The 26398-nt window shown below is 62.3% G+C and carries 21 protein-coding genes; 10 read left to right on the forward strand and 11 right to left on the reverse strand.

Annotated elements, in window-relative coordinates:
• Window positions 1-102: 102 nt before the first annotated feature.
• Window positions 103-1272 carry a hypothetical protein gene (locus tag F6S08_RS14035; RefSeq protein WP_065923990.1) on the reverse strand — a complete coding sequence of 390 codons (1170 nt, stop codon included), beginning with the start codon at window positions 1270-1272 and terminating at the stop codon, window positions 103-105.
• A 121-nt stretch (window positions 1273-1393) separates the two neighbouring features.
• Window positions 1394-3094, reverse strand: a complete 1701-nt coding sequence (locus F6S08_RS14040) for an acid phosphatase (protein WP_074843611.1) — start codon at window positions 3092-3094, stop codon at window positions 1394-1396.
• 158 nt (window positions 3095-3252) lie between these two features.
• On the opposite strand from F6S08_RS14040, the gene F6S08_RS14045 reads away from it, so the two are divergent.
• Both F6S08_RS14045 and F6S08_RS14050 read left to right on the forward strand, forming a co-directional pair.
• The gene (locus F6S08_RS14045) at window positions 3253-3543 is read left to right on the forward strand and encodes a nucleotidyltransferase family protein (protein WP_053134104.1); all 291 of its coding nucleotides are present in this window, start codon (window positions 3253-3255) and stop codon (window positions 3541-3543) included.
• On the forward strand, window positions 3540-3884 hold the full coding sequence (locus tag F6S08_RS14050) for a DUF86 domain-containing protein (protein ID WP_053134107.1): 345 nt from the start codon (window positions 3540-3542) through the stop codon (window positions 3882-3884). The genes F6S08_RS14045 and F6S08_RS14050 overlap by 4 nt, the downstream gene beginning before the upstream one ends.
• A 38-nt stretch (window positions 3885-3922) precedes the next feature.
• On the opposite strand, the gene F6S08_RS14055 is transcribed toward F6S08_RS14050, so the two are convergent.
• Window positions 3923-5341, reverse strand: a complete 1419-nt coding sequence (locus tag F6S08_RS14055) for a short-chain fatty acid transporter (protein ID WP_027606949.1) — start codon at window positions 5339-5341, stop codon at window positions 3923-3925.
• Window positions 5342-5526: 185 nt separating this feature from the next.
• Here F6S08_RS14055 and F6S08_RS14060 point away from each other — a divergent pair, with 185 nt between their 5' ends.
• Window positions 5527-6816, forward strand: a complete 1290-nt coding sequence (locus F6S08_RS14060; RefSeq protein WP_065923992.1) for an MFS transporter — start codon at window positions 5527-5529, stop codon at window positions 6814-6816.
• 3 nt (window positions 6817-6819) lie between these two features.
• On the opposite strand, the gene F6S08_RS14065 is transcribed toward F6S08_RS14060, so the two are convergent.
• Complete coding sequence (locus F6S08_RS14065) at window positions 6820-8190, reverse strand: gluconate:H+ symporter (protein ID WP_315871757.1); 1371 nt, start codon at window positions 8188-8190, stop codon at window positions 6820-6822.
• Window positions 8191-8375: 185 nt separating this feature from the next.
• Between F6S08_RS14065 and F6S08_RS14070 the strand changes: the two genes are divergently transcribed.
• From F6S08_RS14070 to F6S08_RS14080, 3 genes are read left to right on the forward strand one after another with little or no spacing between them, the layout of a single operon-like run.
• Entirely contained in the window at window positions 8376-9596 is a 1221-nt protein-coding gene (locus F6S08_RS14070; protein WP_315871758.1) for a TolC family protein, read from the forward strand.
• 18 nt (window positions 9597-9614) lie between these two features.
• The gene (locus F6S08_RS14075) at window positions 9615-10721 is read left to right on the forward strand and encodes an efflux RND transporter periplasmic adaptor subunit (protein WP_065923995.1); all 1107 of its coding nucleotides are present in this window, start codon (window positions 9615-9617) and stop codon (window positions 10719-10721) included.
• A gap of 18 nt (window positions 10722-10739) precedes the next feature.
• The gene (locus tag F6S08_RS14080; protein WP_137212641.1) at window positions 10740-13886 is read left to right on the forward strand and encodes a CusA/CzcA family heavy metal efflux RND transporter; all 3147 of its coding nucleotides are present in this window, start codon (window positions 10740-10742) and stop codon (window positions 13884-13886) included.
• Here the strand turns inward: F6S08_RS14080 and F6S08_RS14085 are convergent.
• The 3 genes from F6S08_RS14085 to F6S08_RS14095 form a co-directional block, all read right to left on the reverse strand.
• Window positions 13810-15246 (reverse strand): heavy metal sensor histidine kinase, encoded by a 1437-nt coding sequence (locus F6S08_RS14085; protein ID WP_074843619.1) that lies wholly within the window; start codon window positions 15244-15246, stop codon window positions 13810-13812. The two genes, F6S08_RS14080 and F6S08_RS14085, sit on opposite strands and share 77 nt — an antisense overlap.
• A complete protein-coding gene (locus tag F6S08_RS14090; protein WP_027606942.1) occupies window positions 15243-15917 on the reverse strand; it encodes a heavy metal response regulator transcription factor in 675 nt (224 codons plus the stop codon). Before F6S08_RS14090 ends, F6S08_RS14085 begins: the two co-directional genes overlap by 4 nt.
• Window positions 15918-16256: 339 nt before the next feature.
• A complete protein-coding gene (locus F6S08_RS14095) occupies window positions 16257-17576 on the reverse strand; it encodes an OprD family porin (RefSeq protein ID WP_315871759.1) in 1320 nt (439 codons plus the stop codon).
• 225 nt (window positions 17577-17801) lie between these two features.
• On the opposite strand from F6S08_RS14095, the gene F6S08_RS14100 reads away from it, so the two are divergent.
• Entirely contained in the window at window positions 17802-18134 is a 333-nt protein-coding gene (locus F6S08_RS14100) for a DUF2790 domain-containing protein (RefSeq protein ID WP_065923999.1), read from the forward strand.
• A gap of 110 nt (window positions 18135-18244) precedes the next feature.
• A complete protein-coding gene (locus tag F6S08_RS14105) occupies window positions 18245-18820 on the forward strand; it encodes a flavin reductase family protein (RefSeq protein ID WP_065924000.1) in 576 nt (191 codons plus the stop codon).
• Between the two features lie 6 nt (window positions 18821-18826).
• Here the strand turns inward: F6S08_RS14105 and F6S08_RS14110 are convergent, their stop codons facing one another.
• Window positions 18827-19636, reverse strand: coding sequence for an AraC family transcriptional regulator (locus F6S08_RS14110; protein ID WP_065948496.1), 810 nt, complete (start codon window positions 19634-19636; stop codon window positions 18827-18829).
• Window positions 19637-19773: 137 nt separating this feature from the next.
• Between F6S08_RS14110 and F6S08_RS14115 the strand changes: the two genes are divergently transcribed.
• Entirely contained in the window at window positions 19774-20412 is a 639-nt protein-coding gene (locus tag F6S08_RS14115) for a LysE family transporter (protein WP_065924002.1), read from the forward strand.
• 44 nt (window positions 20413-20456) lie between these two features.
• Window positions 20457-21551 (forward strand): D-alanine--D-alanine ligase, encoded by a 1095-nt coding sequence (gene ddlA, locus F6S08_RS14120; RefSeq protein ID WP_065948495.1) that lies wholly within the window; start codon window positions 20457-20459, stop codon window positions 21549-21551.
• Window positions 21552-21748: 197 nt separating this feature from the next.
• On the opposite strand, the gene poxB is transcribed toward ddlA, so the two are convergent.
• The 3 genes from poxB to F6S08_RS14135 form a co-directional block, all read right to left on the reverse strand.
• Window positions 21749-23473 carry a ubiquinone-dependent pyruvate dehydrogenase gene (gene poxB / locus F6S08_RS14125; protein ID WP_315871760.1) on the reverse strand — a complete coding sequence of 575 codons (1725 nt, stop codon included), beginning with the start codon at window positions 23471-23473 and terminating at the stop codon, window positions 21749-21751.
• 644 nt (window positions 23474-24117) lie between these two features.
• The gene (locus F6S08_RS14130; RefSeq protein WP_003235539.1) at window positions 24118-24612 is read right to left on the reverse strand and encodes a DUF934 domain-containing protein; all 495 of its coding nucleotides are present in this window, start codon (window positions 24610-24612) and stop codon (window positions 24118-24120) included.
• Window positions 24596-26254: a nitrite/sulfite reductase gene (locus F6S08_RS14135; RefSeq protein WP_315871761.1), complete on the reverse strand. Its 1659-nt coding sequence runs from the start codon at window positions 26252-26254 to the stop codon at window positions 24596-24598. The genes F6S08_RS14130 and F6S08_RS14135 overlap by 17 nt, the downstream gene beginning before the upstream one ends.
• Window positions 26255-26398 lie beyond the last annotated feature (144 nt).

The following is a 26398-nucleotide window of genomic DNA, read 5'->3' on the forward strand; positions in this document are numbered from 1 at the left end:
TGACTACCAGTCTTGCAGCGGATGGGCCCGGCTCAAGACTCGCTGAACGTGGAGCCGATTTCTACTGTCAACTTTGACAGTAGAAATCGGATTTTCTGCTGTCTACAGCGCAGGCGCCATGATGCTGGGGGCGGGCGCTGCGTTCTTCAGTTGCTTGAGCTGCGTCTTGATCGAAGGCGTGGCGCATTTGGCGTTCGCCTGTTCCGGGGTCAGGTTGCGCACCGAGGTGTAGAACAATTCGCAGGTCTGCTCTTTGCGCGTGACCTGCCAGGTGTTCATGCAGGCCTTGAGCAGCACATTCGGATCGCTCGCGGGTTTCTGGCCCATTCCGGCCTGCCAGCAGGCGGCGCTCAAGTCCTGGCCCATCACTTTTAAACCCGCGTCGTCGGCTTTCTGCTCGTTACCGTCATAGGTGTCCGGGCTGGCCGCGTACCAGATGTAGCTGGGGTGGTTGGCGCCCAGCACCGAGACGGTCTTGCCCGCGGCAGGGCTGATCTGCGCCAGGCCCAGTACACCCACGGTTTGTCCGTATTGCTGCTTGATCCAACTGCGCACCGGCGCGCCGAACGCGACCATTGGCAGCGAGCCGTTGGGGTGCAGGCTCAGTTCGCTGACCATGCGGGTCTGGTAGTCGGTGAAGTAGCCGTAGACGTTCTCCAGGTCCTTGCCCGCATTGGAAGGGGCGGCGATGGGGGCGATATCGATGATGGTCTGGTAGGCCGGGGTTTCGGTGGCCGGCACGCCGTTATCGGTGAGCAGGCTGGCCCAGCGGTCGGTGGTGGCCGACTCCAGGTAATCCTGGGCCTGGGTCAGCGAATAATCCGGCGGGAAATGCAGCAACTCGATGCTCTTGCGGTTTTCCAGGGCCATGCCCAGTGGCAGGAACAGGTACCAGTTGTACGCCCACTTGCCGTCGCTGTTGAGTCTGCTCGCGCCCTGGTAGGCCAGGTCAGCGGTATTGAGCAGCGCGGTCAGGGGCTGGCCGTAACTGTCGGGTACACCGCTGAAGGTCGCGGCGAGCTGCCCTTCATGGTTCTTGACGCTGACCTTGGCTCGGCTGTAGCCATCGCGCTGCAGGCTTTGGTTCAGGTAGTGCTCGGCGGTCTGCTCCAGCGTCCATGGCCGAAAGCAGATCACATTGCAGTTATTGGGGTAAGCGAACAACTGGGTCACCCGTTGAGTGCTGCCCAGCGGTACTTCGATGTCGGCGTGTACGACCGCACTGGCCATCAGTGCGGCCAGGGTGAAGGACAACCTGGTCGGTTTGAACATACTTGATTCCTTGTCAGCGAAAGCCCGTCTGCGCGGGGTGAAAGCCCACCTCCTCACAGTAGCGGTTGGCCAGGAAAACCGCGTGCTAAATCGCCAGGCATGTCGCTATTGGATAAGCGTCCTACACGCTGAACTGCAACGCGTTGCTCAAATCCCCCATGGGTTTCTGGCCTCGGGCAATCATGGCGTCATCGCGTTGCTTGAGCCCGTCCAGGGTCTCCAGCTGGAAGACCCGCGTAATCAAGCGCAGGATCGACGCGGTGTCGTACACCGTATGGTCCACGGTGCCTTTACGCGCGAAGGGCGAGACCACCAGCGCCGGAACCCGTGTGCCTGGGCCCCAGCGGTCGCCTTTGGGCGGGGCGACGTGGTCCCACCAGCCGCCGTTTTCATCGACGGTCACCACCACCACCATGTTTTTCCACTGCGGGCTTTCCTGCAGCACCTTCAAGGCGCGGACGATATGGCGGTCGCCCGACGCCACGTCGGCGTAACCGGCGTGCATATTCAGGTTGCCCTGGGGCTTGTAGAAGCTCACGGCTGGCAGCTTGCCGGCCTGGGCATCGGCGAAGAACTTATTGGTGCTCGCCTCATCGCCCAAACCGCCATCGCGCAGGCGCTTGTCACGCTCGGCACGGTTCTCGGGGCCCTGCTGCTTGAAGTAGTTGAACGGCTGGTGGTGGTACTGGAAGTTAGGGATCTTCGGGATACCGCCCGAATCCTTGAACTGATCCAGCGTTGCCTGCCATGCCCCGGCGTACCACGCCCAGTCGACGTTCTTTTTCGACAGCTTGTCGCCGATGTGCTCATGGGTCTGCGGCACCAGTACGTTGGGCAGGTCGGCTTTTGCGTAGTCCGGGTTTTCCGGGTCACGAATCCAGGTCGGCCAATACGGCGGCGCCAGGGTGTTCACGCCGTAACCGTCCGGGGTCAGCGCGCTGGGGCCGAACTGCGGCGGGCCGGTCATGGCGCTCGCCGGGGATTTATCCAGCGGCTTGAGACGCGGGTCGGTGGGGTCATCGCTTTGCAGCGTGGCGATCTGCGCCTTGGCCACCGACTGCGCGGCATTCGGGTAGAACGGCGCGGTGGCGCTGATCAGGTATTGATGGTTGAGGAACGAGCCACCAAACGCCCCCTGGAAGAAGTTATCGCAGAGCACAAACTCCTTGGCTACATCCCACAGGCGCAGGGAATAACGGCTCTGGGCGTAATGGCCCATGACCAGGCCGCCGGAGTCGGCCCAGGCGACGAAACCGTCGTTCTTGCCGCCGTTGATCTGCATCTGGTTCTGGTAGAACACGTGCCACAAGTCGCGGGTGACCAGGCTCAACGGCAGGTCTTCGGCGTTCGGGCCCTTGAGGGCGAACGGGGCGTTGGGCAGGTTTTCCTGGAATTGCACTTCGCTGGGGTAAGTCACCCCATCCACGCTTTGCGGGCCCACTTGCAGCACACCGCCCCAGGCCGGGGGCAGGGTGGTCAACAGGCTGCCGTCGCGGTCGCGTTGCTGTGTGTCGGCGGCGGAAAGCGCCGACAGCGGTTTCTCAACGCCTGGGAAGTCCGCAAACAGGTTGTTGAAACTGCGGTTCTCGGCATAGATCACCACCACGGTCTTCACCTGGTCGTGCAACGCCTTGTCCAGCTCCTGAGGCGTGAGCGGCCGCGCCACGGGCTTGCCGGGCGCCTCACTGCTGTTGCCGCAGGCACTCAAGGTCGCGCCCACCCCCAACACCGCCGCACCCCCCAGGAAGCGCCGACGGCCGGTGTCTACCGGCGGTTGGGCTATGGAATCTGGGGAAGGGCGGTCTTCGTGATCATCACTCATTGCGGGGAGTCCTTGCTGGCGAGATGTTGCAAGATATTTCGCAGGACGGTAGCAATGCAATGTGACGGAACGAAGACAGCGGTGTGATGAGCAAGACGTGTCTACGCTTGGCCAGCGCTGCTAGACTTGCCCGATAATGGACATCACTGAGGTGAACCGTGAAACCTTCAACCGCCCTTGATCTAAAACGTGCAGCCGTCAGAGAAGTGGTGGGCCGATTTCGCATCTCAAACCCAAGGGTATTTGGGTCTGTATTGCTGGGTACCGACCAAGAAGGCAGCGACCTTGATTTGCTGGTCGATGCGCCGCCGGGAACCACTTTGTTTGATCTTGGCGGGCTGCAAGTCGAGCTTGAGGACCTGCTAGGGGTCAATGTCGATCTACTGACGCCTGCCGATTTGCCGTTGAAGTTCCGCGCAAAAGTGCTGGCTGAGGCACGGCCTGTATGACAGCAAATCGCCTCGGGGATTATCTGGATCACATAAGGCAGGCCACTGCTGACGCGATCAGTTTTGTAGAGGGCCTTAGCAAAGAAGAGTTTCTGGAAGACAGGCGTACTCAACAAGCAGTGGTCATGAGTCTGATCATCATTGGTGAGGCGTCGACGAAAATCATGGATCTGCACCCGCACTTCGCTGAGGCTCATTCACACATTCCTTGGCGCAGCATGCGGGGAATGCGTAACCGCATCGCCCACGGTTACTTCGATATCAACCTTGATGTGGTTTGGGACACCATCCAGAGCGCGCTGCCTGATCTATTGGCGCGTCTTCCTGTAACTGCAGTGTGATTGCACCTGTTGCAACAACAGGTGCAGTCATCAGTTATTCAAGGCATGACGGGCGGCAAATACTTCAACGTCGTCCCCAACGCCCACAACAGGAACAACACCAGCGGCGTGTGCACCAGCAACTGCACAAACGAAAACCCGATCAAATCCCGCGCCTTCAACCCCAACACTCCCAGCAACGGCAGCATGTAGAACGGGTTGATCAGGTTCGGCAGCGCCTCGGCCGCGTTGTAGATCTGCACCGCCCAGCCCAGGTGGTATTGCAGGTCATTGGCCACTTGCATCACATAAGGCGCTTCGATGATCCACTTGCCGCCGCCTGACGGAATAAAGAAGCCCAGCACTGCCGAGTACACGCCCATCAGCAGTGCATACGTGTCGTGGGAGGCGATGGACGTGAAGAAGGTCGAGATATGGTGCGCCAGGGTCTGGCCGTCGCCGCCCTTGACCACGGTCATCAGCGCCGCAATCGAGCCGTACAGCGGGAACTGGATCAACACGCCGGTGGTGGTCGGCACTGCACGGGCCACCGCATCGAGGAAGCTGCGCGGGCGCCAGTGCAGCAGGGCACCGACCATGATGAACAGGAAGTTGTAGGTGTTCAGCCCCGAAATCGCGCTGATCGCCGGCTTGGTCGAGAACTCATGGAACAACCAGCCCGCCGCCAGCAATGCCAGCAGAATGGTCAGCAACGGGCTGTGTTCCAGCCATTCGCCGGGGCGGCCCGGTGGTTGCAGCTTGGGCAGGTTGAAGGCCGGGTCGACGCCACAGGCCTTGGCGTCACGGGCGCTGTTGGGGCCGGGCGCGGTGGCGTAGGCGATGATCAGCGACACCACGATCAGTGCCAGCAACAGCACGCCGGATTGCCACAGGAAGATGGTGTCGGTAAACGGGATCACCCCGGTGATCGACAGGATCGACGGCGGCAAGCTGGCCGGGTTGGCCTGCAATTGTGCGGCTGACGACGACAGCCCCAGCGCCCACACCGCGCCCAACCCAAGATAGGCCGCCGCACCCGCAGCACGGTAGTCCATGCGCAAATCCGTACGACGGGCCAGCGCACGCACCAGCAAGCCGCCGAACACCAGGGACAGGCCCCAGTTGAGCAATGACGCCACCATGGAAATCAACGCGACCCACGCCACGGCTGAGCGGCCGTTCTTCGGGATACGCGCCAGGCGGTCGATCAGCTTGACCGCCGGTGGCGAGCTGGCGACCACGTAGCCACCGATCACCACGAAGGCCATCTGCATGGTGAACGGGATCAGGCTCCAGAACCCGTCGCCAAAGGCCTTGGCGGCTTCGGTCGGCGCGGCGCCCATGCCCAGGGTCGCCACGGCGACGATGATCACGGCGAGGGCGGCGAACACCCAGGAGTCGGGGAACCAGCGCTCGGCAAAGTTCGAGCAGCGCAGGGCAAAGCGGGCATAGCGGCTTTCTTCGATAGCATCGGCCACGAGTCTTTCCTCTTGTAGTTATTATGGGGTCGGCAATTTTTCGGCATGTTCCTCCACGGCCATTGATATGGGAATGCAGTTATCTTCATCGATCCATGAGGAAAACAAATATATCTGCCGCGATTGCCATCAACTGGCGCAGCTCATAACCTGCACGCCATTTTGTTTGTCTGCCGAGCCTCAACATGACTGCCACCTCTGTTCCACAGGCGCAGCGTTTTTCCCGCTCCGACTACAAGACCCTGGGCCTGGCCGCCCTGGGCGGCGCCTTGGAAATCTACGACTTCATTATCTTTGTGTTCTTCGCGCTGACCCTCAGCCAACTGTTCTTCCCGGCGGAAATGCCCGAGTGGCTGCGCCTGCTGCAAAGCTTCGGCATCTTCGTCACCGGCTACCTCGCGCGTCCGCTGGGCGGCATCCTGATGGCGCACTTCGCCGATCACCTGGGGCGCAAGCGCGTGTTCAGCCTGAGCATCCTGATGATGGCGTTGCCGTGCCTGCTGATCGGGATCATGCCCACCTACGCACAGATCGGTTATTTCGCACCGCTGATCCTGCTGGTGCTGCGCGTGCTGCAAGGTGCGGCGGTGGGCGGTGAAGTACCCAGCGCCTGGACCTTCGTCGCCGAACACGCACCGCGCAACCATCGTGGTTATGCCCTGGGCTTCCTGCAAGCCGGCCTGACCTTCGGCTACCTGCTCGGTGCGCTGACTGCCACGCTGCTGGCACAGGTCTTCACCCCGGCCGAAATCCTCGACTACGCCTGGCGCTTCCCCTTCCTGCTCGGCGGTGTGTTCGGCGTGATCGGCGTGTGGCTGCGGCGCTGGCTCAGCGAAACCCCGGTCTTCCTCGAAATGCAGGCCCGCCGCCAGGCCGCTGCCGAGCTGCCGCTGCGCACCGTACTGCGTGACCATCGCGCCGTACTGTTGCCGGCGATGATCCTCACCTGCGTGCTCACCTCCGCCGTGGTGGTGCTGGTGGTCATCACCCCGACCATGATGCAGAAAACCTTCGGCATGAGCCCCAGTCACACCTTTGCCTTGAGCGCCCTGGGCATCGTCTTCCTGAATATCGGCTGCGTCCTCGCCGGCCTGCTGGTGGACCGCATCGGCGCCTGGCGCGCGGTGCTGGTCTACAGCCTGCTGCTGCCGGTGGGTATTTTCCTGCTGTACGCCAGCCTGATCAGCGGCGGCATCTGGCTTGGCGCGGCGTACGCGCTGGCGGGCTTGAGTTGCGGGGTAGTGGGCGCGGTGCCGTCGGTGATGGTCGGCCTGTTTCCGGCGCAGGTGCGGGTGTCGGGCATTTCCTTCACCTACAACATCGCTTACGCACTGTGGGCGAGTACCACGCCGCTGATGCTGATCGCGCTGATGCCGACCAGCCCGTGGATTTGCGTGGGGTATTGCGTGGTTATGGGCGCGGTGGGGGTGGGGTGTGTAGCGCTGTTTGGCAAGCGCCACACCTTGGCGGCCTGAAGGTCAGGTCAAGAAGTGCCACAGCAACAGCGTACCGACCAACCCGACCACCGAAACAATCGTCTGCAACACCGACCACACCCAAATCGTCTGCTTCAGCTGCAAGCCAAAGTACTCGCGCACCATCCAGAACCCCGCATCATTGACGTGGCAGAAGAACACCGAACCTGCGCCGATCGCCAGCGCCACCAGTGAGCTTTGTGTCGCCGCCAACCCGGCCATCATCGGCGCGATGATGCCGGCGGTCGTGGTGGTGGCGACCGTGGCCGAGCCGGTGGCCTGGCGCAGCGCCACGGCGATCAACCAGGCCAGCAGCAGGTACGGCATGTGCGCTCCTTCGGCGACTTTGCTGATGGTTTGGCTGACGCCGGCATCCAGCAAGGTTTGCTTGAGGCCGCCGCCGGCGCCGATGGTCAGCAGCAACACGGCGATGGGGGCAAGGGCCTTGCGCAGGGTGTTGCCGACCTCAGCGCGCGGCATCCCGGCGGCCCAGCCCAGGCAGATCACGGCGGCGATCACCGCCAGGCCCAGGGCGATCAGCGGTTCGCCGAGGAATTTCAGGGTCAGGCCCACGCTGCTTTCCGCTGGCAGCGCGACTTTGGCCAAGGTGCTGCCGAGCATCAGAATCACCGGCAACAGAATGATCAGCAATGACACGCCAAAGCTCGGCTGGCGCGGGGCCTTGGGCGGGGCGCTGAACAGCGCGCCGATGTCGGCCGGCTCATCCACATGCAGGCGCTTGGACAGCCAGTTGCCATAGAGCGGCCCGGCGAGGATCACGGCCGGCACCGCCAGGCAAAAGCCCAGCAACATGGTCAGGCCCAGGTCGGCGTGCAACGCGCCCACCGCAATCAGCGGCCCTGGGTGCGGTGGCATCAAGGCGTGCAAGGTGGTCATGCCCGCCAGCGCCGGGATGGCGATTTTCAACAGCGGCTGGTTCGAACGTTTGGCCATCACAAAGATGATCGGCACCATCATCACCAGGCCCACTTCGAAGAACAGCGGCAGGCCGATCACCATCGCCACCAGCGCCATCACCCATGGCAACGACTTGCCCTTGCCCAGCCCGAGCAGGGTGGTGGCGATGCGGTCGGCCGCGCCGGATTCCGCCATCAGCGCACCCAGCATCGAGCCCAGGGCAATGATGATCCCGGCTTCACCGAGGATCGCCCCGGCGCCCTTGCTGAAGGCCTTGGCCACCTCTTCCGCTGGCAACCCGGCGCCGACCCCGGCGATAAAGGTGCCGATCAGGATCGACAGGAACGGCGGCAACTTGGTCGCGCTGATCAGCACGATGATGCTGGCGATGGCCAGCAGTACGCAGAGCATGAGACGGGTGTCGTGAACCATCCACGCGGCAGTCGATAACGCCAAGGCGAGACTCCTTATCGAACAGGTTGGGAAAATTGTTTCTTTTTGTTTCCTGGCCCAAAAGCATACCTGATAACGCCCGCCCCAGAGCCATTGCTGTCGGATTTGTAATCTTTGCTCCACCGCTTTGATAAGTCGCGAACGCTACATTCTCCCGGCTTTTACTTTATGGGCGTGGAACTCTCGTTATGGCAATTTCCGTTAGAAAGCTGGTGGGGGCGACGCTGTTGTGGGGAGCTGCCAGCGTTGCCCAGGCACAAACCCTCACCCTCGACGCGGCCCTGCAAACCGCCTTCGCCAACAACCCCGACCTGGCGGCCGCGCAATGGGAAATCGAGATCGCCGCGGGCGGTCGCCAGCAGGCCGGGTTGATCCCCAATCCGGTGGCGTCCTGGGATGCCGAAGACACACGTCGCGATACGCGTACCACCACCCTCAAGCTCAGCCAAACCCTGGAACTGGGCGGCAAGCGCGGTGCCCGCATTGACGTGGCGACGCGTGCCCAGGACGCCGCCGTACTGGCCTTGGAACAGCGCCGCAACACGCTGCGCGTCGAGGTGATCGACGGCTACTACGGTGCCCTGCGCGCCCAGGAACGTCTCGACCTGGTGCAGCGCTCCCTGGCCTTGGCCGAGCGCGGGCTGGTGGTCGCCAACGGCCGCGTGACTGCCGGCAAATCCTCACCGGTGGAAGCCACGCGGGCCCAGGTGCAGTTGTCGGAGATCCGCCTCGAACTCAATCGCGCACACATGGGCCTCACCGACGCCTATCGCCGCCTGGCCGCCAGTACCGGCAGCGCGGCGACCGACTTCCAGACTGTCGCCACGCCAAGCCACTCCACACCGCCGTTGCCGTCCGCCACACAACTGTTGGCGCGCCTTGAGCAGACCGCCGAACTGCGCCTGGCCGAACTGCAGATCGTGCAGAACGAAGCCAGCGTGGGCCTGGAAAAAGCCCAGCGTATTCCCGACCTGGATGTGTCCATCGGCAGCCAGTACGACGCCAGTGTGCGCGAGCGGGTGAACCTGGTCGGCGTGTCGATGCCGATTCCGTTGTTCAGCCGCAACCAGGGCAACGTACTTGCCGCCACGCGCCGTGCCGATCAGGCCCGCGACCAGCGCAACGCTGCCGAATTGCGCCTGCGTACCGAAACGCGCCAGGCCCTGGACCTGTGGCAAACCGCGAACAGCGAAGTGCGCGCATTCAACCAGCAGATCCTGCCCGCCGCCCAACGCGCGGTGGACAGCGCCACCCGCGGCTTCGAGATGGGCAAGTTCAACTTCCTCGACGTGCTCGACGCCCAGCGCACCCTGATCGCGGCGCGCACCCAATACCTTGCGGCCACCGCCCAGGCCACCGATGCCTGGCTGCGCATCGAACGGATTTACGGCGACCTCGCCCGGTTTTGATTTTTTCTGGAGTGCCTTATGAATAAACGACACGGCGTGGCGCTTGCCGTCGCCTTGGGCCTGATGCTGTCCGGCGTGGCCAACGCCGAGGAAGAAGAAGGCACGCTCGAGCTGACTGAACAACAAATCCAGGCCGCCGGTATCGAGCTCGCCGAGGCCCAACCCCGGTCGATCAGCACATTGCTGACGCTGCCGGGGGAGGTGCGTTTCGACGAAGACCGTACCTCGCATATCGTCCCGCGCGCGGCCGGTGTGGTGGAATCCGTGAAGGTCAATCTTGGCCAGGCGGTGAAGAAGGGCGAGCTGCTCGCGGTGATCGCCAGCCAGCAGATTTCCGACCAGCGCAGTGAGCTGGCGGCCAGCGAGCGTCGGGTTGAACTGGCGCGTATTACCTTCCAGCGTGAACGCCAGTTGTGGCAGGACAAGATCTCCGCCGAGCAGGATTACCTGCTGGCGCGCCAAACCCTGCAAGAAGCTGAAATCGCCTTGAACAATGCCCGCCAAAAGATGACCGCGCTCAGCGGCAACACCGTGCTGGCCGGCGGCAATCGTTACGAACTGCGTGCGCCGTTCACAGGCGTGGTGGTGGAAAAGCACCTCGGTGTCGGCGAGGTGGTGAGCGAGACCAGTAACGCCTTCACGCTGTCTGACCTGTCCCAGGTGTGGGTCACCTTCGGCGTATTTCCCAAGGATTTGAACAAGGTCCGGCTCGGCAAACCGGTGAAAGTCAGCTCCACGGAAATGGGCACCGATGTGCAGGGCAGCGTGGCCTATGTCGGCAATTTGCTCGGCGAGCAAACACGCACCGCCACCGTGCGTGTGACGGTGCCCAACCCCGACGACGCCTGGCGCCCAGGACTGTTCGTCACCGTGCAACTGGCCACGGACACCTACCAGGCCAAGGTCACCGTGCCGCAAACGGCGATCCAGACCGTCGAGGAAAAACCCTCGGTCTTCGTACGCACGCCTGACGGTTTTATCACCCGCCATCTTGAGCTTGGCGCCAGTGAAAACGGCTACGTCGAAGTGCGCCAGGGCCTGGAGGCCGGTGCTCAGGTGGCCACCACCGGCAGCTTCATCCTCAAGTCCGAATTGGGCAAGGGCTCGGCCGAGCACGCCCATTGATCCTGCGAGTGATTTCCCATGTTTGAGCGCCTTATCCAATTCGCCATCGAGCAGCGCATCATCGTGCTGCTGGCGGTGCTGTTGATGGCCGGTGTCGGCATTGCCAGCTATCAGAAACTGCCCATCGACGCGGTGCCCGACATCACCAATGTACAGGTGCAGATCAACTCGGCGGCGGCCGGTTTTTCGCCGCTTGAGACCGAGCAGCGCATTACCTTTCCCATCGAAACCGCGATGGCCGGCTTGCCGGGGCTGCAGCAGACCCGTTCGCTGTCACGCTCCGGCTTGTCCCAGGTGACGGTGATCTTCAAGGACGGCACCGACCTGTTCTTCGCCCGCCAGTTGGTCAACGAGCGCCTGCAAGTGGCCCGCGAGCAATTGCCTGTGGGGATTGAAACCGCGATGGGGCCGATTTCCACCGGCCTCGGGGAAATTTTCCTGTGGACCGTGGAGGCCGAGGAGGGCGCACGCAAGGACGACGGTACGCCCTACACGCCGACCGACCTGCGGGTGATCCAGGACTGGATCATCAAGCCGCAACTGCGCAACGTGCCCGGTGTGGCCGAGATCAACACCATCGGCGGCTTCGCCAAGGAATACCAGATCGCCCCCGACCCCAAGCGCCTGGCGGCCTATAACCTGACCTTGAACGATCTGGTCACGGCGCTGGAGCGTAACAACGCCAACGTCGGTGCCGGCTACATCGAGCGCAGCGGCGAGCAATTGTTGATCCGCGCGCCGGGGCAGGTGGCGTCCATCGACGACATCGCCAATATCGTCATCACCACGTCCGACGGCACGCCGATCCGTGTGCGCAATGTCGCCCAGGTCGAGATCGGCCGTGAGCTGCGGACCGGCGCCGCCACGGAAAACGGCCGTGAAGTGGTGCTGGGCACGGTGTTTATGTTGATCGGAGAAAACAGCCGCACGGTGTCCCAGGCGGTGGCTTCCAGGCTCGAACAAATCAACCGTTCGCTGCCCGAAGGCGTGGTGGCGGTGACCGTCTACGACCGCACCAACCTCGTCGAAAAAGCCGTTGCCACCGTGAAGAAAAATCTCTTCGAGGGTGCGCTGCTGGTGGTCGCGGTGCTGTTCCTGTTCCTTGGCAATATCCGCGCGGCGCTGATCACCGCGATGGTGATTCCCCTGGCGATGTTGTTCACCTTTACCGGCATGTTCACCCACAAAGTCAGCGCCAACCTGATGAGCCTCGGCGCGCTGGACTTCGGCATTATCGTCGACGGCGCGGTGGTGATCGTCGAGAACGCCATCCGCCGCCTGGCCCATGCGCAGCAGCGCCATGGTCGTTTGCTGACCCGCAGCGAGCGCCTGCACGAGGTGTTCGCGGCGGCCAAGGAAGCGCGGCGTGCGCTGATCTTCGGGCAGCTGATCATCATGGTCGTGTACCTGCCGATCTTCGCCCTTACCGGGGTGGCCGGGAAGATGTTCCACCCCATGGCGTTTACCGTGGTGATTGCGCTGCTGGGGGCGATGATTTTGTCGGTGACCTTCGTACCGGCGGCGATTGCGCTGTTCGTCACCGGCAAGGTCAAGGAAGAAGAAAACCTGGTGATGCGTACCGCACGCCGGGCCTATGGGCCGGTGTTGGATTGGGTGATGGCGCGCCGGCCACTGGTGTTCGGCTTGGCCGTGCTGGCCATTGTTGCGTCGGGCGTGGTGGCCAGCCGCATGGGCAGTGAGTTTATCCCCAGCCTCAGTGAGGGCGACTTCGCCCAACAGGCCCTGCGCGTGCCCGGCACCAGCCTGACGCAATCGGTGCAGATGCAGCAGCAACTGGAAAAAACCTTGATGGCCCAGGTGCCGGAAATCGAACGGGTATTCGCCCGTACCGGCACGGCGGAAATCGCCTCCGACCCGATGCCGCCGAATATTTCCGACAGCTACGTGATGCTTAAACCGAAGGCGCAATGGCCGAACCCGAATAAATCCCGCGAAACCCTGATCGCCGATATCCAGCGCGCCAGTGCGATTGTGCCGGGCAGTGCGTACGAGCTGTCGCAACCGATCCAGCTGCGTTTCAACGAGCTGATCTCCGGGGTGCGCAGTGATGTGGCGGTGAAGGTATTCGGCGACGACATGGCGGTGCTCAACACTACCGCCGCAGACATTGCCGAGACCTTGCAAGGCCTCGATGGCGCTTCGGAAGTGAAGGTCGAACAGACGTCCGGCCTGCCGGTGTTGACCATCAATATCGACCGTGACAAGGCCGCGCGCTTTGGCCTGAATGTCGGCGATGTGCAGGACACCATTGCCGTCGCCGTCGGTGGGCGCCAGGCCGGTACCCTGTATGAAGGTGACCGGCGTTTCGACATGGTCGTGCGCTTGTCCGACGCGCTGCGTACTGATATCGACGGCTTGTCGCGGCTGTTGATTCCAGTGCCGGCACTGGCCGGGAATGCGGCGGGGCAGTTGGGGTTCATTGCGTTGTCCCAGGTCGCCAGCCTGGACCTGGTGCTCGGCCCGAACCAGATCAGCCGCGAGAACGGCAAGCGTCTGGTGATCGTCAGTGCCAACGTGCGCGGGCGGGATATGGGGTCGTTCGTGGACGAGGCCGAGGCGGCGATCACGGCGCAGGTGAAAGTCCCGGCAGGTTACTGGACCACCTGGGGCGGCCAGTTCGAACAGTTGAAGGAAGCCGCCGAGCGTTTGCAGATCGTGGTGCCGGTGGCGTTGCTGCTGGTGTTCGGGTTGTTGTTCATGATGTTCAACAACCTCAAGGACGGACTGCTCGTGTTTACCGGGATTCCGTTCGCGTTGACCGGCGGGATCATGGCGCTGTGGTTGCGCGATATTCCGCTGTCGATCTCGGCAGGCGTGGGCTTTATCGCCTTGTCCGGCGTGGCGGTGCTCAACGGCCTGGTGATGATTGCCTTCATCCGCAACCTGCGCGAGGAAGGACGCTCGCTGTCGGTGGCTATCCACGAGGGTGCGCTGACCCGCCTGCGCCCGGTATTGATGACCGCGCTGGTGGCCTCCCTGGGGTTTATCCCCATGGCCCTGGCCACCGGCACCGGCGCCGAAGTGCAGCGTCCGTTGGCGACGGTGGTGATCGGCGGGATCATTTCTTCTACCTTGCTGACCTTGCTGGTGCTGCCGGCGTTGTACCAGTGGGCTCATCGCCGGGAAGAGGAAACACCAGGTTGAACCGTGTGAACCGTCCGGGCTGGCTGCTGACGTCGGTGTGCCCCTGATGCAGCTGCATGATCGACTGCACAATGGCCAGCCCCAGCCCGGTGCCACCTTCGGCGCGGGTGCGGCTGCTGTCGGCGCGGTAGAAACGTTCGAACAGATGCGGCAGGTGGTGTGCTTCGATGCCACGCCCGGGGTTGCCTACCGACAACGACGCGCTCTGGTCATAGGTCTCCACCAGCAGCAGAACGCTGGAGCCTTCGGGCGTGTGGCGGATGGCATTGGACAGCAGGTTGGAAATGGCTCGCTGGATCATCAGGCGATCGCCCGTTACCCAGGCGTCGCCGCGCAGGCTGAGGGTCACGTGTTTGTCTTCGGCGCTGAGGGCGAACAGCGCCATCACCCGTTGTGCTTCTTCGCCCAGTGACACCGGGCCAAATCCGGCACGCGCCGCCGGATGGCTGACCTGGGCCAGGAACAGCATGTCGGAGACGATGCGCGACAGGCGTTCCATTTCCTCGGTGCAGGATTCCAGCCCCGCCTTGTACTCCTCCGAGGGCCGTTCGCGGGACAGGGTCACCTGGGCCTTGCCCATCAGGTTGGTCAGCGGCGCGCGCAGCTCGTGGGCGAGGTCGTCGGAGAACTGCGACAGCTGCTGCACACCGGCGTCCAGGCGACGCAGCATTACGTTGATGCTTTGCGCCAACTCGCCCAGCTCCTGGGGCAGGTTGTCGATGGATAAGCGGTGGGTCAGGTCCTGGGTCGTTACCTGGGCCGCGACATGGCTGAACTGCTTCAAAGGTGCCAACCCACGCTGCACCAGCCACCAGGCGCCCATGCCGATAAGGATCAGCAGCATCGGCAGGGCGATGAGGGTGGCGCGCAGGTAGGCACTGAGCAGGGCCTGGTCATCCCTGCGGTCCAGCGACAGCAACACCCGTACGCGCTCGCCGCTGGCCAGGCGCATCAGGCTGGAGGCACTGAGTACCTGGTTGCCGTCTTGGTCTTGCCAGTTGAGGTAACCGAGGGTTTCCCGGGGGGAGAAGTCGGTCAGCAACGGTTCCTGGGGTTTGGCACCGACACTGAGCAGCACCGCGTTATCGGGTGCGGTGCCGACGATGGTCAGGTAGAAATTGTCGTGGCCCATCACCAGGTCCAGCAACGAGTGGGGACGGGCTTTGATTGCGTGGGTGTCCAGGCCCAGCGCGAGGCTGTGCTGGAGCTGTTCCATCTTGCTTTCCAGGCCCTTGCGCGCGAGCTTTTCCAGCTCATGGGTCAAGGCCAGGTAGGCCAGGGTCGCCAGCAGCACCACCAGCCCGGCGCCCATGAGGCTGACCGTCAGTCCCAGGCGCATCGACAGGCTGCTGGTCCTCATTGGCGCGCCTCCAGCACATAACCCACGCCGCGAATGGTGTGGATCAGCTTGACCTCGCTCTGGTCATCGACCTTGCCCCGCAGTCGGCTGATGGAGACCTCGACCACGTTGGTGTCGCAGTCGAAGTTCATGTCCCACACCAGCGAGATGATCTGCGTGCGGGTCATTACCTCGCCGGCCTGGCGCATCAACACATGCAGCAGGGCGAATTCCTTGGTGGTCAGGTCGATACGCCGGCTGCCGCGATAGGCGCGATGGCGGCGCGGGTCCAGCTCCAGGTCCGCGACGCGCAGCACATCCGGCAGCGGGATATGTTCGCTACGGCGCAGCAAGGTGCGCACACGGGCCAGCAGTTCGGGGAACTCGAAGGGTTTGACCAGGTAATCGTCGGCGCCCATGTCCAGGCCCTTGATCTTGTCTGCCAGGCGGCCGCGCGCGGTCAGCATCATCACGCGCTGGTTGCCGTCCCGGCGCAGTTGTTCCAGTACCTCCCAGCCGTCGGTGTTGGGCAGGTTCACGTCGAGGATCACCAGTTCGTAGGTGTGCTGCCGGGCCAGGTGCAGGCCGTCGATGCCGCTGGCGGCGCAATCGACGACGTAGCCACTTTCGGTCAGGCCTTGCTGCAAGTAATCGGCGGTTTTCTGCTCGTCCTCAACCACAAGGATACGCATGGGGATTTACCTTCAAGGAAAACGAAAGGAGATGGCCTCATAGAGGCTTGAATAGGCTGTAGGAAAACTCTGAAGCCTGAAGTAGCTTTAGGGTCAAGCCGCGTCAGGCCGGTGCGACGATTCGTCACTGACCGGGCACGCAAAAAAAACGCCCCGGCTGGGGCGTATAAAATTCATCTCTGTTCCAAAGGAGCTACACAAAAGCCGCAGAGATGAGAAGTGTTCGATGCGCAGTATAAAAAGTGCAACTTAACGAGAAGGTGAGGCCGATATTACAGTTCTGACAGACTTCAACCTGTGAACAGATGTAGGGCATCGGCAAGTGAATGTAAGCGCGTCTTAAAGCACCGCCAGTGGGTATTCGATAATGACGCGGACTTCTTCAAGGTCGGACTCGAATGAACTTGAGCGCACGGTGGCCTGGCGCAGACGCAGTGATAAATCCTTCAAGTTGCCGCTTTGCACCACGTACTTGGCTTCGATATCCCGCTCCCAGCGGCGCTGGTCGGTGAGCGGATCGCCGGCGGCATCGCGGCGCATATACACCGCGTTGGCGTTGCTGTAGTCGGCGCCGGTGCCCTTGCCGTAGCGGGTCATGAACGACAGGCCGGGAATGCCGAATGGCTGCATGTCCAGGTCGTAGCGCAGCATCCACGAGCGCTCCTTGGGCGAGTTGAAGTCGCTGTACTGGATCGAGTTGTTGAGGAAGATCGAGTCCGACTGGCGCAGGTAATCGAAGTCGTCATCGCCGTTGTTGCGCTGGTGCGACACGGCCAGGCTGTGGGCGCCCACCTTCACGCCGAGCCGGGCGCTCCAGATGCTGTTATCGAATTCACCCAGCAGCTTTTTGCCTTCATCCACGGCCTTGTAGTAGTTGATGTCGCCGAACAGCGAAACGTCTTCGTTCAGCGGGTAACTGGCGGCGCTGCCGACGTAGTACTGGTCCCAGGCGTCCTTCAGGCGGCTGCTGTACAGGCTCAGGCTCAGGTGTTTGTTCACGGTGTAGTCGCCGCCGAAGTAGCCGATCCAAGGTGAATCGACCGGGCCGGCGTAAAACGTTGCGAAGCCTTTGTTCATGCCGCTTTCGTTGGGTTGGCTCATGCCGCTCAAACGCCCGCCCTGCAAGGTCAGGCCTTCCAGGCTGGTGTTCTGCAGGGTCACGCCACGGAAGCTTTCCGGCAACACCCGCGAATCGCCGTAGGCCACCACGGGAGTCAGCGGGAACACGTCGCCGGCCTTGATCACCGTGTCCAATACCCGCAGTTTCGCCGCGCCGCCGACCTTGCTGTAGTTGTCTTCGGGATGGTTGTTGCTGTCCACCGGCAGCACGCCGAACGAGCCCTTGCCGCCGCTGCGGCCGGTGCTCGAGTCGAGTTTCACGCCGACCATGGCGAAGGCGTCCAGGCCAAACCCCACGGTGCCCTGGGTAAAGCCGGATTCGAATTTACCGATCAGTCCCTGGGCCCAGGCTTCGGAATAGCCATTACCGGTGGGGCTGGATTGGCCCTTGCGGTCATCGCGATTGAAGTAAAAATTGCGCGCCAGCACGTTCACGCTGCTGCCTTCGATAAACCCTTCAGGTTTGTCTTCCGCGGCCGCGGCTGCCAGGGGCAATGTGGCGATCAGTGAAAGGGGAAGGGTGTAGTAACGGATCCGCATGTTTCGCTCCTCGGTGTTGGCAGTTATCAGCTTCTTATGGAGGCGGGCGTTCTTATTGATCTGGCCCGGGCTGATAGTTGCAAACCGTGGATAACGATTGGGTGGCGTGAACATTACAATTCTGGAAGCTCGTCGCCACCTAACAAATAAGTAATGTTCTGGTGAACATCGCGTCAGGGTTCGTTCGTTAGTCTCGGCACTGAACTTTCAGTCGAGGAATAGGTGATGAACTTTTATAAAACCGCTCTGGGTGTATTAACGGCCGTCCTGTCTTTCGGTGCATTGGCCGAAGGCGGCGGTGATCGCACCTTTGCCCTGATGATGGAGCGCAATGAAAAGGCCATGGCCGATTACGCCGTGAGAAACGGCAAGCCAGTGCCCCAAGTGCAGGCGTATCGCTATGGGATGAAGCTGGACATTGCCAAGGTGGTCAACGTGACGCCGCCGATCCGCGCGTGCAGTACCGTGCCTTCGCGCATGACCTATGAAGACTCCAGCGGCAAGCTCACTACGTTGGAGTACCAAGTCATGGGCGTGTGTCGAAATAACGGCAGTTAAATATGCTGGCGCTCAACGCGTAGGACGATTCACTAACCAACTGTCGAGCTGATCCATAGGGCTGACGCTTGGGGTATCGTAGGCTTTTTCGTTTGAAGAGCCGATCCTCCATGAGCCCTACTCACTGCCGCCCCGTTCCGTTGTCCAAGTCCTACCGTTTGCTCAATCACGGGCCAACCGTACTGGTGAGTGCGGCCCACAACGGCCAGCGCAATATCATGGCGGCTGCCTGGGCTATGCCGCTGGATTTCGAACCGCCGAAAGTCGCGGTGGTGTTGGACAAGGCCACCTGGACTCGCCAATTGCTGGAAGGCTCCGGCACCTTCGTGCTGCAGGTGCCCTGTGTGGCCCAGGTCGACCTCGTGCAGACGGTCGGCAGTACCACCGGCACCGAGCGTGACAAGTTCGCCGCTTATGGCCTGCAAACCTTCAGCGGTGAACACACGGAGGCGCCGTTGCTGGAAGGCTGTGTAGCCTGGCTGGAATGCCGCTTGCTCCCCGAGCCCCACAACCAGCAGACCTATGACCTGTTCCTCGGCGAAGTAGTTGCGGCCTATGCCGACGAGCGCGTGTTCAGCGAAGGCCGCTGGCACTTTGAAGGGCATGATCAGTTACGCACCTTGCACCATGTAGCGGGTGGGCATTTCCTGAGCATCGGCGAGCCCATCGATGGGCATTCGCTATAAGCGCACTCAGCGCCCGAGCATCTTCACCCATCGCGACGGCGGCATACCGTAGGTGCTGCGAAATTGCCGGGTCATATGGCTCTGGTCGGTGAAGCCGGCGGTCAGCGCCGCGTCCACCAGCGACTGCCCCTGCGCCAGCAGACTGCGCACCAGGTCCAGCCGGCGCATCGTCAGGTAGCGATAGGGGCTGGTGCCGAACAGCACGCGAAAGTCCCGTGACAATGCCCAGCGGTCGCGGCCGGCGTGGTCGGCCATTTCGTCCAGGGTGATGCTGCGGCCCAGGGCGCTGTGGATAAACTCGCGGGCGCGCTCGGCGGCGACGTAATCGAAGGTCTTGCGGCTGACGATGGCGCCAGCGGCGTTGCTCAACGCGTGGGCCAGGTCGAACATCGCGTCCTGTTCCTGCAACGGGTCAATCGGATGATCAAGGTTCTGCAGCAGCACTTCGCTGGCGCGGAACAGCCTTGGGTCAGTGGATAAACCACTGGGGATAAACGGCAACGGCTTGCCGCCAAGGATCTGCTGGATCAGCGACGGCTCCACGTAAATCATTCGGTACTTGAAACCCTCGTCACTGCCGGCGTGACCGTCATGGGTCTCATCGGGGTGAAGCACCATAGTGGTGCCGGGCAGGCTATGGATCATGTCGCCGCGGTAGTGAAAACTCTGCACGCCAGACAAGGTACGCCCGATGGCATAGGTGTCGTGGCGATGGGGGTCGAAGGCGAAACCGGCGAAGTACGCCTCGATACGGTCCAGGCCGCTGGCATGGGGGGCACGGTGCAGCCAGTCGAAGTTGCGGGTCGGTTTGCCCATGGTGGCTTGTCACAAAAAGAGGTGGAAACACGTTAACCCAGTCTGCATCCCTTGTCTGCCGGGGTCTTGTACGTTTGTGCAGGCGGCGGGCGAGGTCTATGCTCCCTGCTCGTGCCCTGCGCTGATGGAACCGCCCAATGGAATTTATCAACCCCACCTATGTGGCGCCTCTGGTCTCGCTGGCCCTGCTGTGGACGGTGGCGGTGGTGACGCCGGGTCCCAACTTCTTCAATACCGCGCAGTTGGCCGCCAGTTGTTCGCGCCGTCATGGCGTGGTGGCGTCGGCGGGCGTGGCTACCGGCACGATCATGTGGGGGCTGGCGGGTGGGCTGGGCATCAAGTCGCTGTTTACCGCCGCGCCCATGTTGTACCTGGCGTTCAAGATCATCGGCGGCTGCTACCTGATTTACCTGGGGCTGAAACTGTTCAAGCGCTCGGCACCGGCGATGGGCCAGAGCTTGTTGCCGGACGAAGCGCGCCGCTCGTTGTTTTCCGCCTGGCGCCTGGGGTTACTGGGCAACCTGTCCAACCCCAAGGCCGCATTGTTCGTCGCCACCATCTTCGCCTCCACCATGCCGCCGTCGCCGTCGCCGATGCTGCTGACCCTGGCGGTGATCACCATGGCCAGCTTGTCGTTCAGCTGGTATGCCTGCGTGGCCCTGGTGTTTTCCAGTGCGCACATGGCCAACCTCTACAGCCGCTCGCGCAAATGGCTCGACCGTTTTGCCGGCGGTTGCTACGTGTTGTTCGGCGCACACCTGGTAGCGAATCGCTGACCGTCCGTGGTAAGAAGCCTTACTTTCAACAGTGAGGCCGGGTCATGAGCAAGGTGCGGGTAGGGATTATTTTTGGTGGCCGTTCGGCCGAGCACGAAGTCTCGTTGCAGTCGGCGCGCAATATTGTCGATGCACTCGACCGCACACGCTTCGAGCCGGTTTTGATCGGCATCGACAAGGCCGGCCACTGGCACCTCAACGACACCTCGAACTTCCTGATCAACCAGGAAAACCCGGCACTCATCGCCCTTAACCAATCCAATCGCGAATTGGCGGTGGTACCCGGCAAGGCCAGCCAGCAGGTGGTGGAAACCTCCGGCAACGGGCTGCTGGCACACATCGATGTGATCTTCCCCATCGTCCACGGCACCCTCGGCGAAGATGGTTGCCTGCAAGGCCTGTTGCGCATGGCTGACCTGCCTTTCGTCGGCTCCGACGTGCTCGGCTCGGCAGTGTGCATGGACAAGGACATCAGCAAACGCCTGCTGCGCGATGCCGGCATTGCCGTGACCCCGTTCATCACCCTGACCCGCAGCAACGCCGCGCGTACTTCCTTTGACACAGCGGTGAATAAACTCGGCCTGCCAATGTTCGTCAAACCGGCCAACCAGGGGTCTTCGGTGGGTGTGAGCAAGGTTGGCAACGAGGCTGAGTACCACGCCGCGGTTGAACTGGCCCTGGGTTTTGATCAAAAGGTGCTGGTGGAGTCGGCGGTCGAGGGCCGCGAAATTGAATGCGCCGTGCTGGGCAACGAAAACCCTGTCGCCAGCGGCTGTGGCGAGATCGTGGTGAACAGCGGCTTTTACTCCTACGACAGCAAATACATCGACGGCCAGGCGGCCCAGGTGGTGGTGCCGGCCGACATCAGCCATGCAGCCAGTGAGCGGATCCGCCGCTTGGCCCTTGAGGCGTTTGAAGTGTTGGGGTGCGCAGGGTTGGCGCGGGTCGATGTGTTCTTGACCGACGATGGTGAAGTGCTGATCAACGAAATCAACTCACTGCCCGGCTTCACCCGCATCAGCATGTACCCCAAGCTGTGGCAGGCAGCGGGCATGAGCTACAGCGAGCTGGTGAGCCGGTTGATTGAGCTGGCGTTGGAGCGGCATGCGGGGCGGAAGGGGTTGAAGATCAGCCGTTAACGGATGGGATAAATACCTGTGGCGAGCGGGCTTGTCCCGCGTTGGGCTGCGTAGCAGCCCCAATAAGAGCGCTGCAGTGTGCCAGGCAGGTCCGGGGCTGTGTTTTGGGGCTGCTGCGCAGCCCAGCGCGGGGCAAGCCCGCTCACTACAGGTTTAACTGACTGGCGTTAGGGCTTGCCCCCTCCCTCAGTGTTGGATCAGCGCAACCAGTTAGTCCGCGCCAACTCGATCACTTCATCTCCACGCCCACTCATCACCGCCTTGAGCATGTACAGGCTGAAGCCCTTGGCCTGTTCCAGCTTGATGCTCGGCGGCATCACCAGTTCCTGGGTGGCCGTCACCACATCCACCAGCACCGGGCCATCATGGGCCAGGGCGCGGCGCAGGGCCGGTTCCAGGTCTTCGGATTGCTCCACGCGAATGCCGAGGATGCCCATGGCGTTGGACATGGCGGCGAAGTCCGGGTTTTTCAGCTCGGTGCCGGCATCCAGGTAGCCCGCGGCCTTCATTTCCATGGCGACAAAGCCCAGGGACGAGTTATCGAACACGATGACTTTTACGGGCAGGTTCAACTGCGCCAGTGAAATGAAATCCCCCATCAGCATGGCAAACCCGCCGTCGCCGGACATCGAGATCACCTGGCGCCCAGGAAAGGCTGCCTGCGCACCGATCGCCTGGGGCATGGCATTGGCCATGGAGCCGTGGTTGAACGAGCCGATCAGGCGACGCTTGCCGTTCATCTTCAGGTAGCGCGCCGCCCACACCGTCGGCGAGCCCACGTCGGCTGTGAAGATTGCATCGTCGTCCGCCAGTTCGCTGAGCAAACGCGCCACGTACTGCGGGTGGATCGGCCGGTTGGCCTTTGACGGTTGCGCCAGGTCGTCCAGGCCTTGGCGGGCTTTTTCGTAGTGCTTCAGCGAGGTCTCGAGGAAGCTGCGGTCGGTCTTGCGGGTCAGGCGCGGCAGCAGCGCGTCGAGGGTCTCGCTCACATCGGCAGCGATGCCCAGGTCCAGCGTGGCGCGACGGCCCAGGGCCTGCGGGTTGCGGTCGACCTGGATGATTTTGGCATCGGCGGGGTAGAACTGGCGGTACGGAAAGTCAGTGCCGAGCATGATCAGCGTGTCGCAGTCGAGCATGGCGTGGTAGCCGGAGCTGAAGCCGATCAGGCCGGTCATGCCCACATCGAATGGGTTGTCCCATTCCACATGCTCCTTGCCGCGCAGGGCGTGCACCACCGGTGCCCCCAGCGTGTCGGCCAGGGCCACCACTTGATCGTGGGCACCGGCGCAGCCACTGCCGCACAGCAGGGTGACTTTCTCGCTGCTTTCAAGGATCTCGGTCAGGCGCTGCAGGTCCTGTTCCGCCGGCAGGGTGCGCGGTGCGTGCAGGGCCGGCCAGGGCTTGAGCTTGTCTTCGACTTCCAGCAACGATACGTCCCCCGGAATCACCACCACCGCCACGCCGCGGTTGAGGACCGCCGAACGCATGGCACGGTGCAGCACGTGCGGCATCTGTTCGGGGTTGGTGACCAGCTCGATAAAGTGGCTGCACTCCTTGAACAGTTCCTGGGGATGGGTCTCCTGGAAGTAGTTCAGGCCGATCTCGGAGGAGGGGATTTGTGCGGCAATCGCCAGCACCGGCACATGGTTGCGATGGCAATCGAACAGGCCATTGATCAAGTGCAGGTTGCCCGGCCCGCAGCTGCCGGCGCACACCGTCAGTTCACCCGTGGCCGCCGCTTCGGCACCGGCGGCGAAGGCGGCGACTTCTTCGTGGCGCACGTGCATCCACTCGATGCTGTCCATGGTGCGCAGGGCGTCGGTGAGGCCGTTGAGGCTGTCGCCGGTCAGGCCCCAGATGCGCTTGATCCCCGCCTGTTCAAGGGTGGTCGCCAATTGCTGGGCCAGGTTGATTTTCGCCATGAAGAACTCCAATCGTCAGTGAGGTTAAAAACTGCTGATCAATAGGGGACAGTTCGATCACGGCGAATGCTCCGCCTTTAATGTGAAGATTGCGTCATGGACGCGCGGTATTGCCGGGTGCGCCGGGCGATAAACCACTGGTCGCGCACCAGCGCCAGCCAGGGGGGCGCGCCAGCGGTCAGTGCAGGGAAAGGAACTGGCTGAGCAAGTAGCCGTGCGCCTCGTGGATCTGCGATGCGAAGCGAGCGGCCCTTGATCTTGCTTTAGATCTTGATCTCAGGCGGGCCCCCCAAAAAATCACTGTCGGATTACGGGCACACCGAGCCTGGGCGAGGTGCCGAGTGGTGGGGCGAAGCGTTTTTGGTGGACTTTTGGCGCTCTTCCAAAAGTGACCCGCTGTAAGAGCGGAACCCTAAGTAGCCGTTGCCGCAGCAACGGATATGTACTCATTCCAACCCAAGCACATGGTCGGCCCAGAGGCCGCCATCGGGGGCAAGTCGAATCGTCGCACCGCCCCAGAGGCCGCCATCGGGGGCAAGTCGAATCGTCGCACCGCCCCTCCCACATTTAGCGCGGGGCATCAGTTAGAGAGTCGTCAACTCCCGAGCCGTCACGGGAGCAACCCCCCACCCCACATTTGATACTCAGCGACGACGGAACAGCGGCAGCGGTTCATCCGTTGCTGCCTGGTACGTCACCGAGAAGTCCTTGAGGCTTTCCAGCGCCTCGTACGGGTCTTTGTCGGCGCGCAAGGCGAAGGCATCGAACCCGCAACGGCGCAGGTAGAACAGCTGGTCGCGCAGCACGTCGCCAATGGCCCGCAGCTCGCCTTTGTAACCGTAGCGGTCACGCAGCAAGCGTGCGTTGGAATAGTTGCGACCGTCGGTGAAGGCCGGGAAGTTCAGGGCGATGACCTGGAAGTGTTCCACGTCAGCGCCGATCTCTTCGGCTTCTTCATCGGCGTCCAGCCACACACCCAGGCCGCCGTCGCGAGCCTTGAGGGCGTGGCCATGTTCGCGCCACAGCGCCAGCGGCACGATCAGGTCGTCGCAGTTGGAAATGCCGTCGAAGCTCGCGTCCTTGGGCAAAAGGTGCCAGGTTTCGTCGAGGACTTCGTTGTTCTTAATGATTCGCTGCATAGACGCGCTCCTTGAACAGGTCAATGCCGATGCGCTGGTAGGTGTCGATGAAACGCTCATCTTCGGTGCGCTGTTCGATGTACACGTCGATCAACTTGCCGATCACCTCGGGCATGGCTTCCTGGGCGAAGGACGGGCCGAGGATCTTGCCCAGGCTCGCATCGCGGCTGGCGCTGCCACCCAGGGACACTTGGTAGAATTCTTCGCCTTTCTTGTCCACGCCCAGGATGCCGATATGGCCGACGTGGTGGTGACCACAGGCGTTCATGCAACCGGAGATGTTCAGGTCCAGCTCGCCGATGTCGAACAGGTAGTCCAGGTCGTCGAAACGGCGCTGGATCGATTCGGCAATCGGGATCGACTTGGCGTTGGCCAGGGAGCAGAAATCGCCGCCCGGGCAGCAGATGATGTCGGTCAACAGGCCGATGTTCGGCGTGGCGAAACCGCCTTCGCGCAGTTCGCCCCACAGGGTGAACAGTTGGCTCTGCTCAACGTCCGCGAGGATGATGTTCTGCTCGTGGGAGGTGCGCAGTTGGCCAAAGCTGTAGCGCTCGGCCAGGTCGGCGACGGCGTCCAGCTGCTTGTCGGTGATGTCGCCCGGTGCCACACCGGTCGGTTTCAGCGACAGGGTCACCGCCACATAGCCCGGCTTTTTGTGCGCCAGGGTGTTGCGGGTGCGCCAGCGGGCAAAGCCCGGGTGCTGCTGGTCGAGCGCTGCGAGCTCGGCATCCTGACTGCCCAGGGCCTTGTACTCGGGATCGACGAAGTGCTTGGCCACACGGTGCACTTCGGCTTCGGTCAGGGTGGTCTGGCCGCCGCGCAGGTGCTCCATCTCGGCATCGACTTTCTGGGCGAACACCTCAGGGGTCAGTGCCTTGACGAGGATCTTGATCCGCGCCTTGTATTTGTTGTCGCGACGGCCGTAGCGGTTGTAGACCCGCAGGATGGCGTCGAGGTAGCTCAACAGGTCCTGCCACGGCAGGAACTCGTTGATGAACGCACCGACCACCGGGGTACGGCCCAGGCCGCCACCCACCAGGACACGGAAACCCAGCTCGCCAGCCGCGTTGTACACCGGCTCCAGGCCGATATCGTGTACTTCGATGGCGGCACGGTCCGAGGTCGAGCCATTGATGGCGATCTTGAACTTGCGTGGCAGGTAGGCGAATTCGGGGTGGAAGGTGGTCCACTGGCGGACGATTTCACACCACGGGCGTGGGTCGATCAGCTCGTCGGCGGCAACCCCGGCGAATTGGTCGGTGGTCACGTTGCGCAGGCAGTTACCACTGGTCTGAATGGCGTGCATCTGCACGGTGGCCAGTTCAGCCAGGATATCCGGCACATCTTCCAGGGCCGGCCAGTTGAACTGCACGTTCTGGCGGGTACTGATGTGGGCATAGCCTTTGTCGAAGTCGCGGGCAATCCTGGCCATCATGCGGGTCTGGCGCGAAGTCAGTTGGCCATAAGGCACGGCCACCCGCAGCATCGGCGCAAAGCGCTGGACATAAAGGCCATTTTGCAGGCGCAGAGGGCGGAACTCTTCTTCGCTCAGTTCACCTGCTAGGTAGCGTCGGGTCTGATCACGGAACTGCTTGACGCGGTCCTCGATGATGCGCTGATCGTATTCGTCGTATACGTACATATAGGTCCTGTTCTCGGCAAATCTGCGCGCACGGCCGCGCACTCCCAACGGAGCCGGCGCACGATACCAGTTTGCGTTTATGCGCAAAAGTGATGTTTGAGTATATGCACATAACCAAAATGACTAATGAGAAAGGTTATCGCG

Source organism: Pseudomonas sp. JV449, assembly GCF_032424295.1.
Lineage (GTDB): Bacteria > Pseudomonadota > Gammaproteobacteria > Pseudomonadales > Pseudomonadaceae > Aquipseudomonas > Aquipseudomonas marginalis.

Bases quoted from the DNA above. Each gene is read 5' to 3' on its own strand.
- F6S08_RS14070 (WP_315871758.1), top strand. From the start codon at position 8,376: ATGGCAATTTCCGTTAGAAAGCTGGTGGGGGCGACGCTGTTGTGGGGA.
- F6S08_RS14095 (WP_315871759.1), bottom strand. From the start codon at position 17,576: ATGCGGATCCGTTACTACACCCTTCCCCTTTCACTGATCGCCACATTG.
- F6S08_RS14080 (WP_137212641.1), top strand. From the start codon at position 10,740: ATGTTTGAGCGCCTTATCCAATTCGCCATCGAGCAGCGCATCATCGTG.
- F6S08_RS14085 (WP_074843619.1), bottom strand. From the start codon at position 15,246: ATGAGGACCAGCAGCCTGTCGATGCGCCTGGGACTGACGGTCAGCCTC.
- F6S08_RS14075 (WP_065923995.1), top strand. From the start codon at position 9,615: ATGAATAAACGACACGGCGTGGCGCTTGCCGTCGCCTTGGGCCTGATG.
- F6S08_RS14135 (WP_315871761.1), bottom strand. From the start codon at position 26,254: ATGTACGTATACGACGAATACGATCAGCGCATCATCGAGGACCGCGTC.
- F6S08_RS14110 (WP_065948496.1), bottom strand. From the start codon at position 19,636: ATGGGCAAACCGACCCGCAACTTCGACTGGCTGCACCGTGCCCCCCAT.
- F6S08_RS14090 (WP_027606942.1), bottom strand. From the start codon at position 15,917: ATGCGTATCCTTGTGGTTGAGGACGAGCAGAAAACCGCCGATTACTTG.
- F6S08_RS14100 (WP_065923999.1), top strand. From the start codon at position 17,802: ATGAACTTTTATAAAACCGCTCTGGGTGTATTAACGGCCGTCCTGTCT.
- F6S08_RS14050 (WP_053134107.1), top strand. From the start codon at position 3,540: ATGACAGCAAATCGCCTCGGGGATTATCTGGATCACATAAGGCAGGCC.
- F6S08_RS14115 (WP_065924002.1), top strand. From the start codon at position 19,774: ATGGAATTTATCAACCCCACCTATGTGGCGCCTCTGGTCTCGCTGGCC.
- poxB (WP_315871760.1), bottom strand. From the start codon at position 23,473: ATGGCGAAAATCAACCTGGCCCAGCAATTGGCGACCACCCTTGAACAG.
- F6S08_RS14105 (WP_065924000.1), top strand. From the start codon at position 18,245: ATGAGCCCTACTCACTGCCGCCCCGTTCCGTTGTCCAAGTCCTACCGT.
- ddlA (WP_065948495.1), top strand. From the start codon at position 20,457: ATGAGCAAGGTGCGGGTAGGGATTATTTTTGGTGGCCGTTCGGCCGAG.
- F6S08_RS14040 (WP_074843611.1), bottom strand. From the start codon at position 3,094: ATGAGTGATGATCACGAAGACCGCCCTTCCCCAGATTCCATAGCCCAA.
- F6S08_RS14035 (WP_065923990.1), bottom strand. From the start codon at position 1,272: ATGTTCAAACCGACCAGGTTGTCCTTCACCCTGGCCGCACTGATGGCC.
- F6S08_RS14130 (WP_003235539.1), bottom strand. From the start codon at position 24,612: ATGCAGCGAATCATTAAGAACAACGAAGTCCTCGACGAAACCTGGCAC.
- F6S08_RS14060 (WP_065923992.1), top strand. From the start codon at position 5,527: ATGACTGCCACCTCTGTTCCACAGGCGCAGCGTTTTTCCCGCTCCGAC.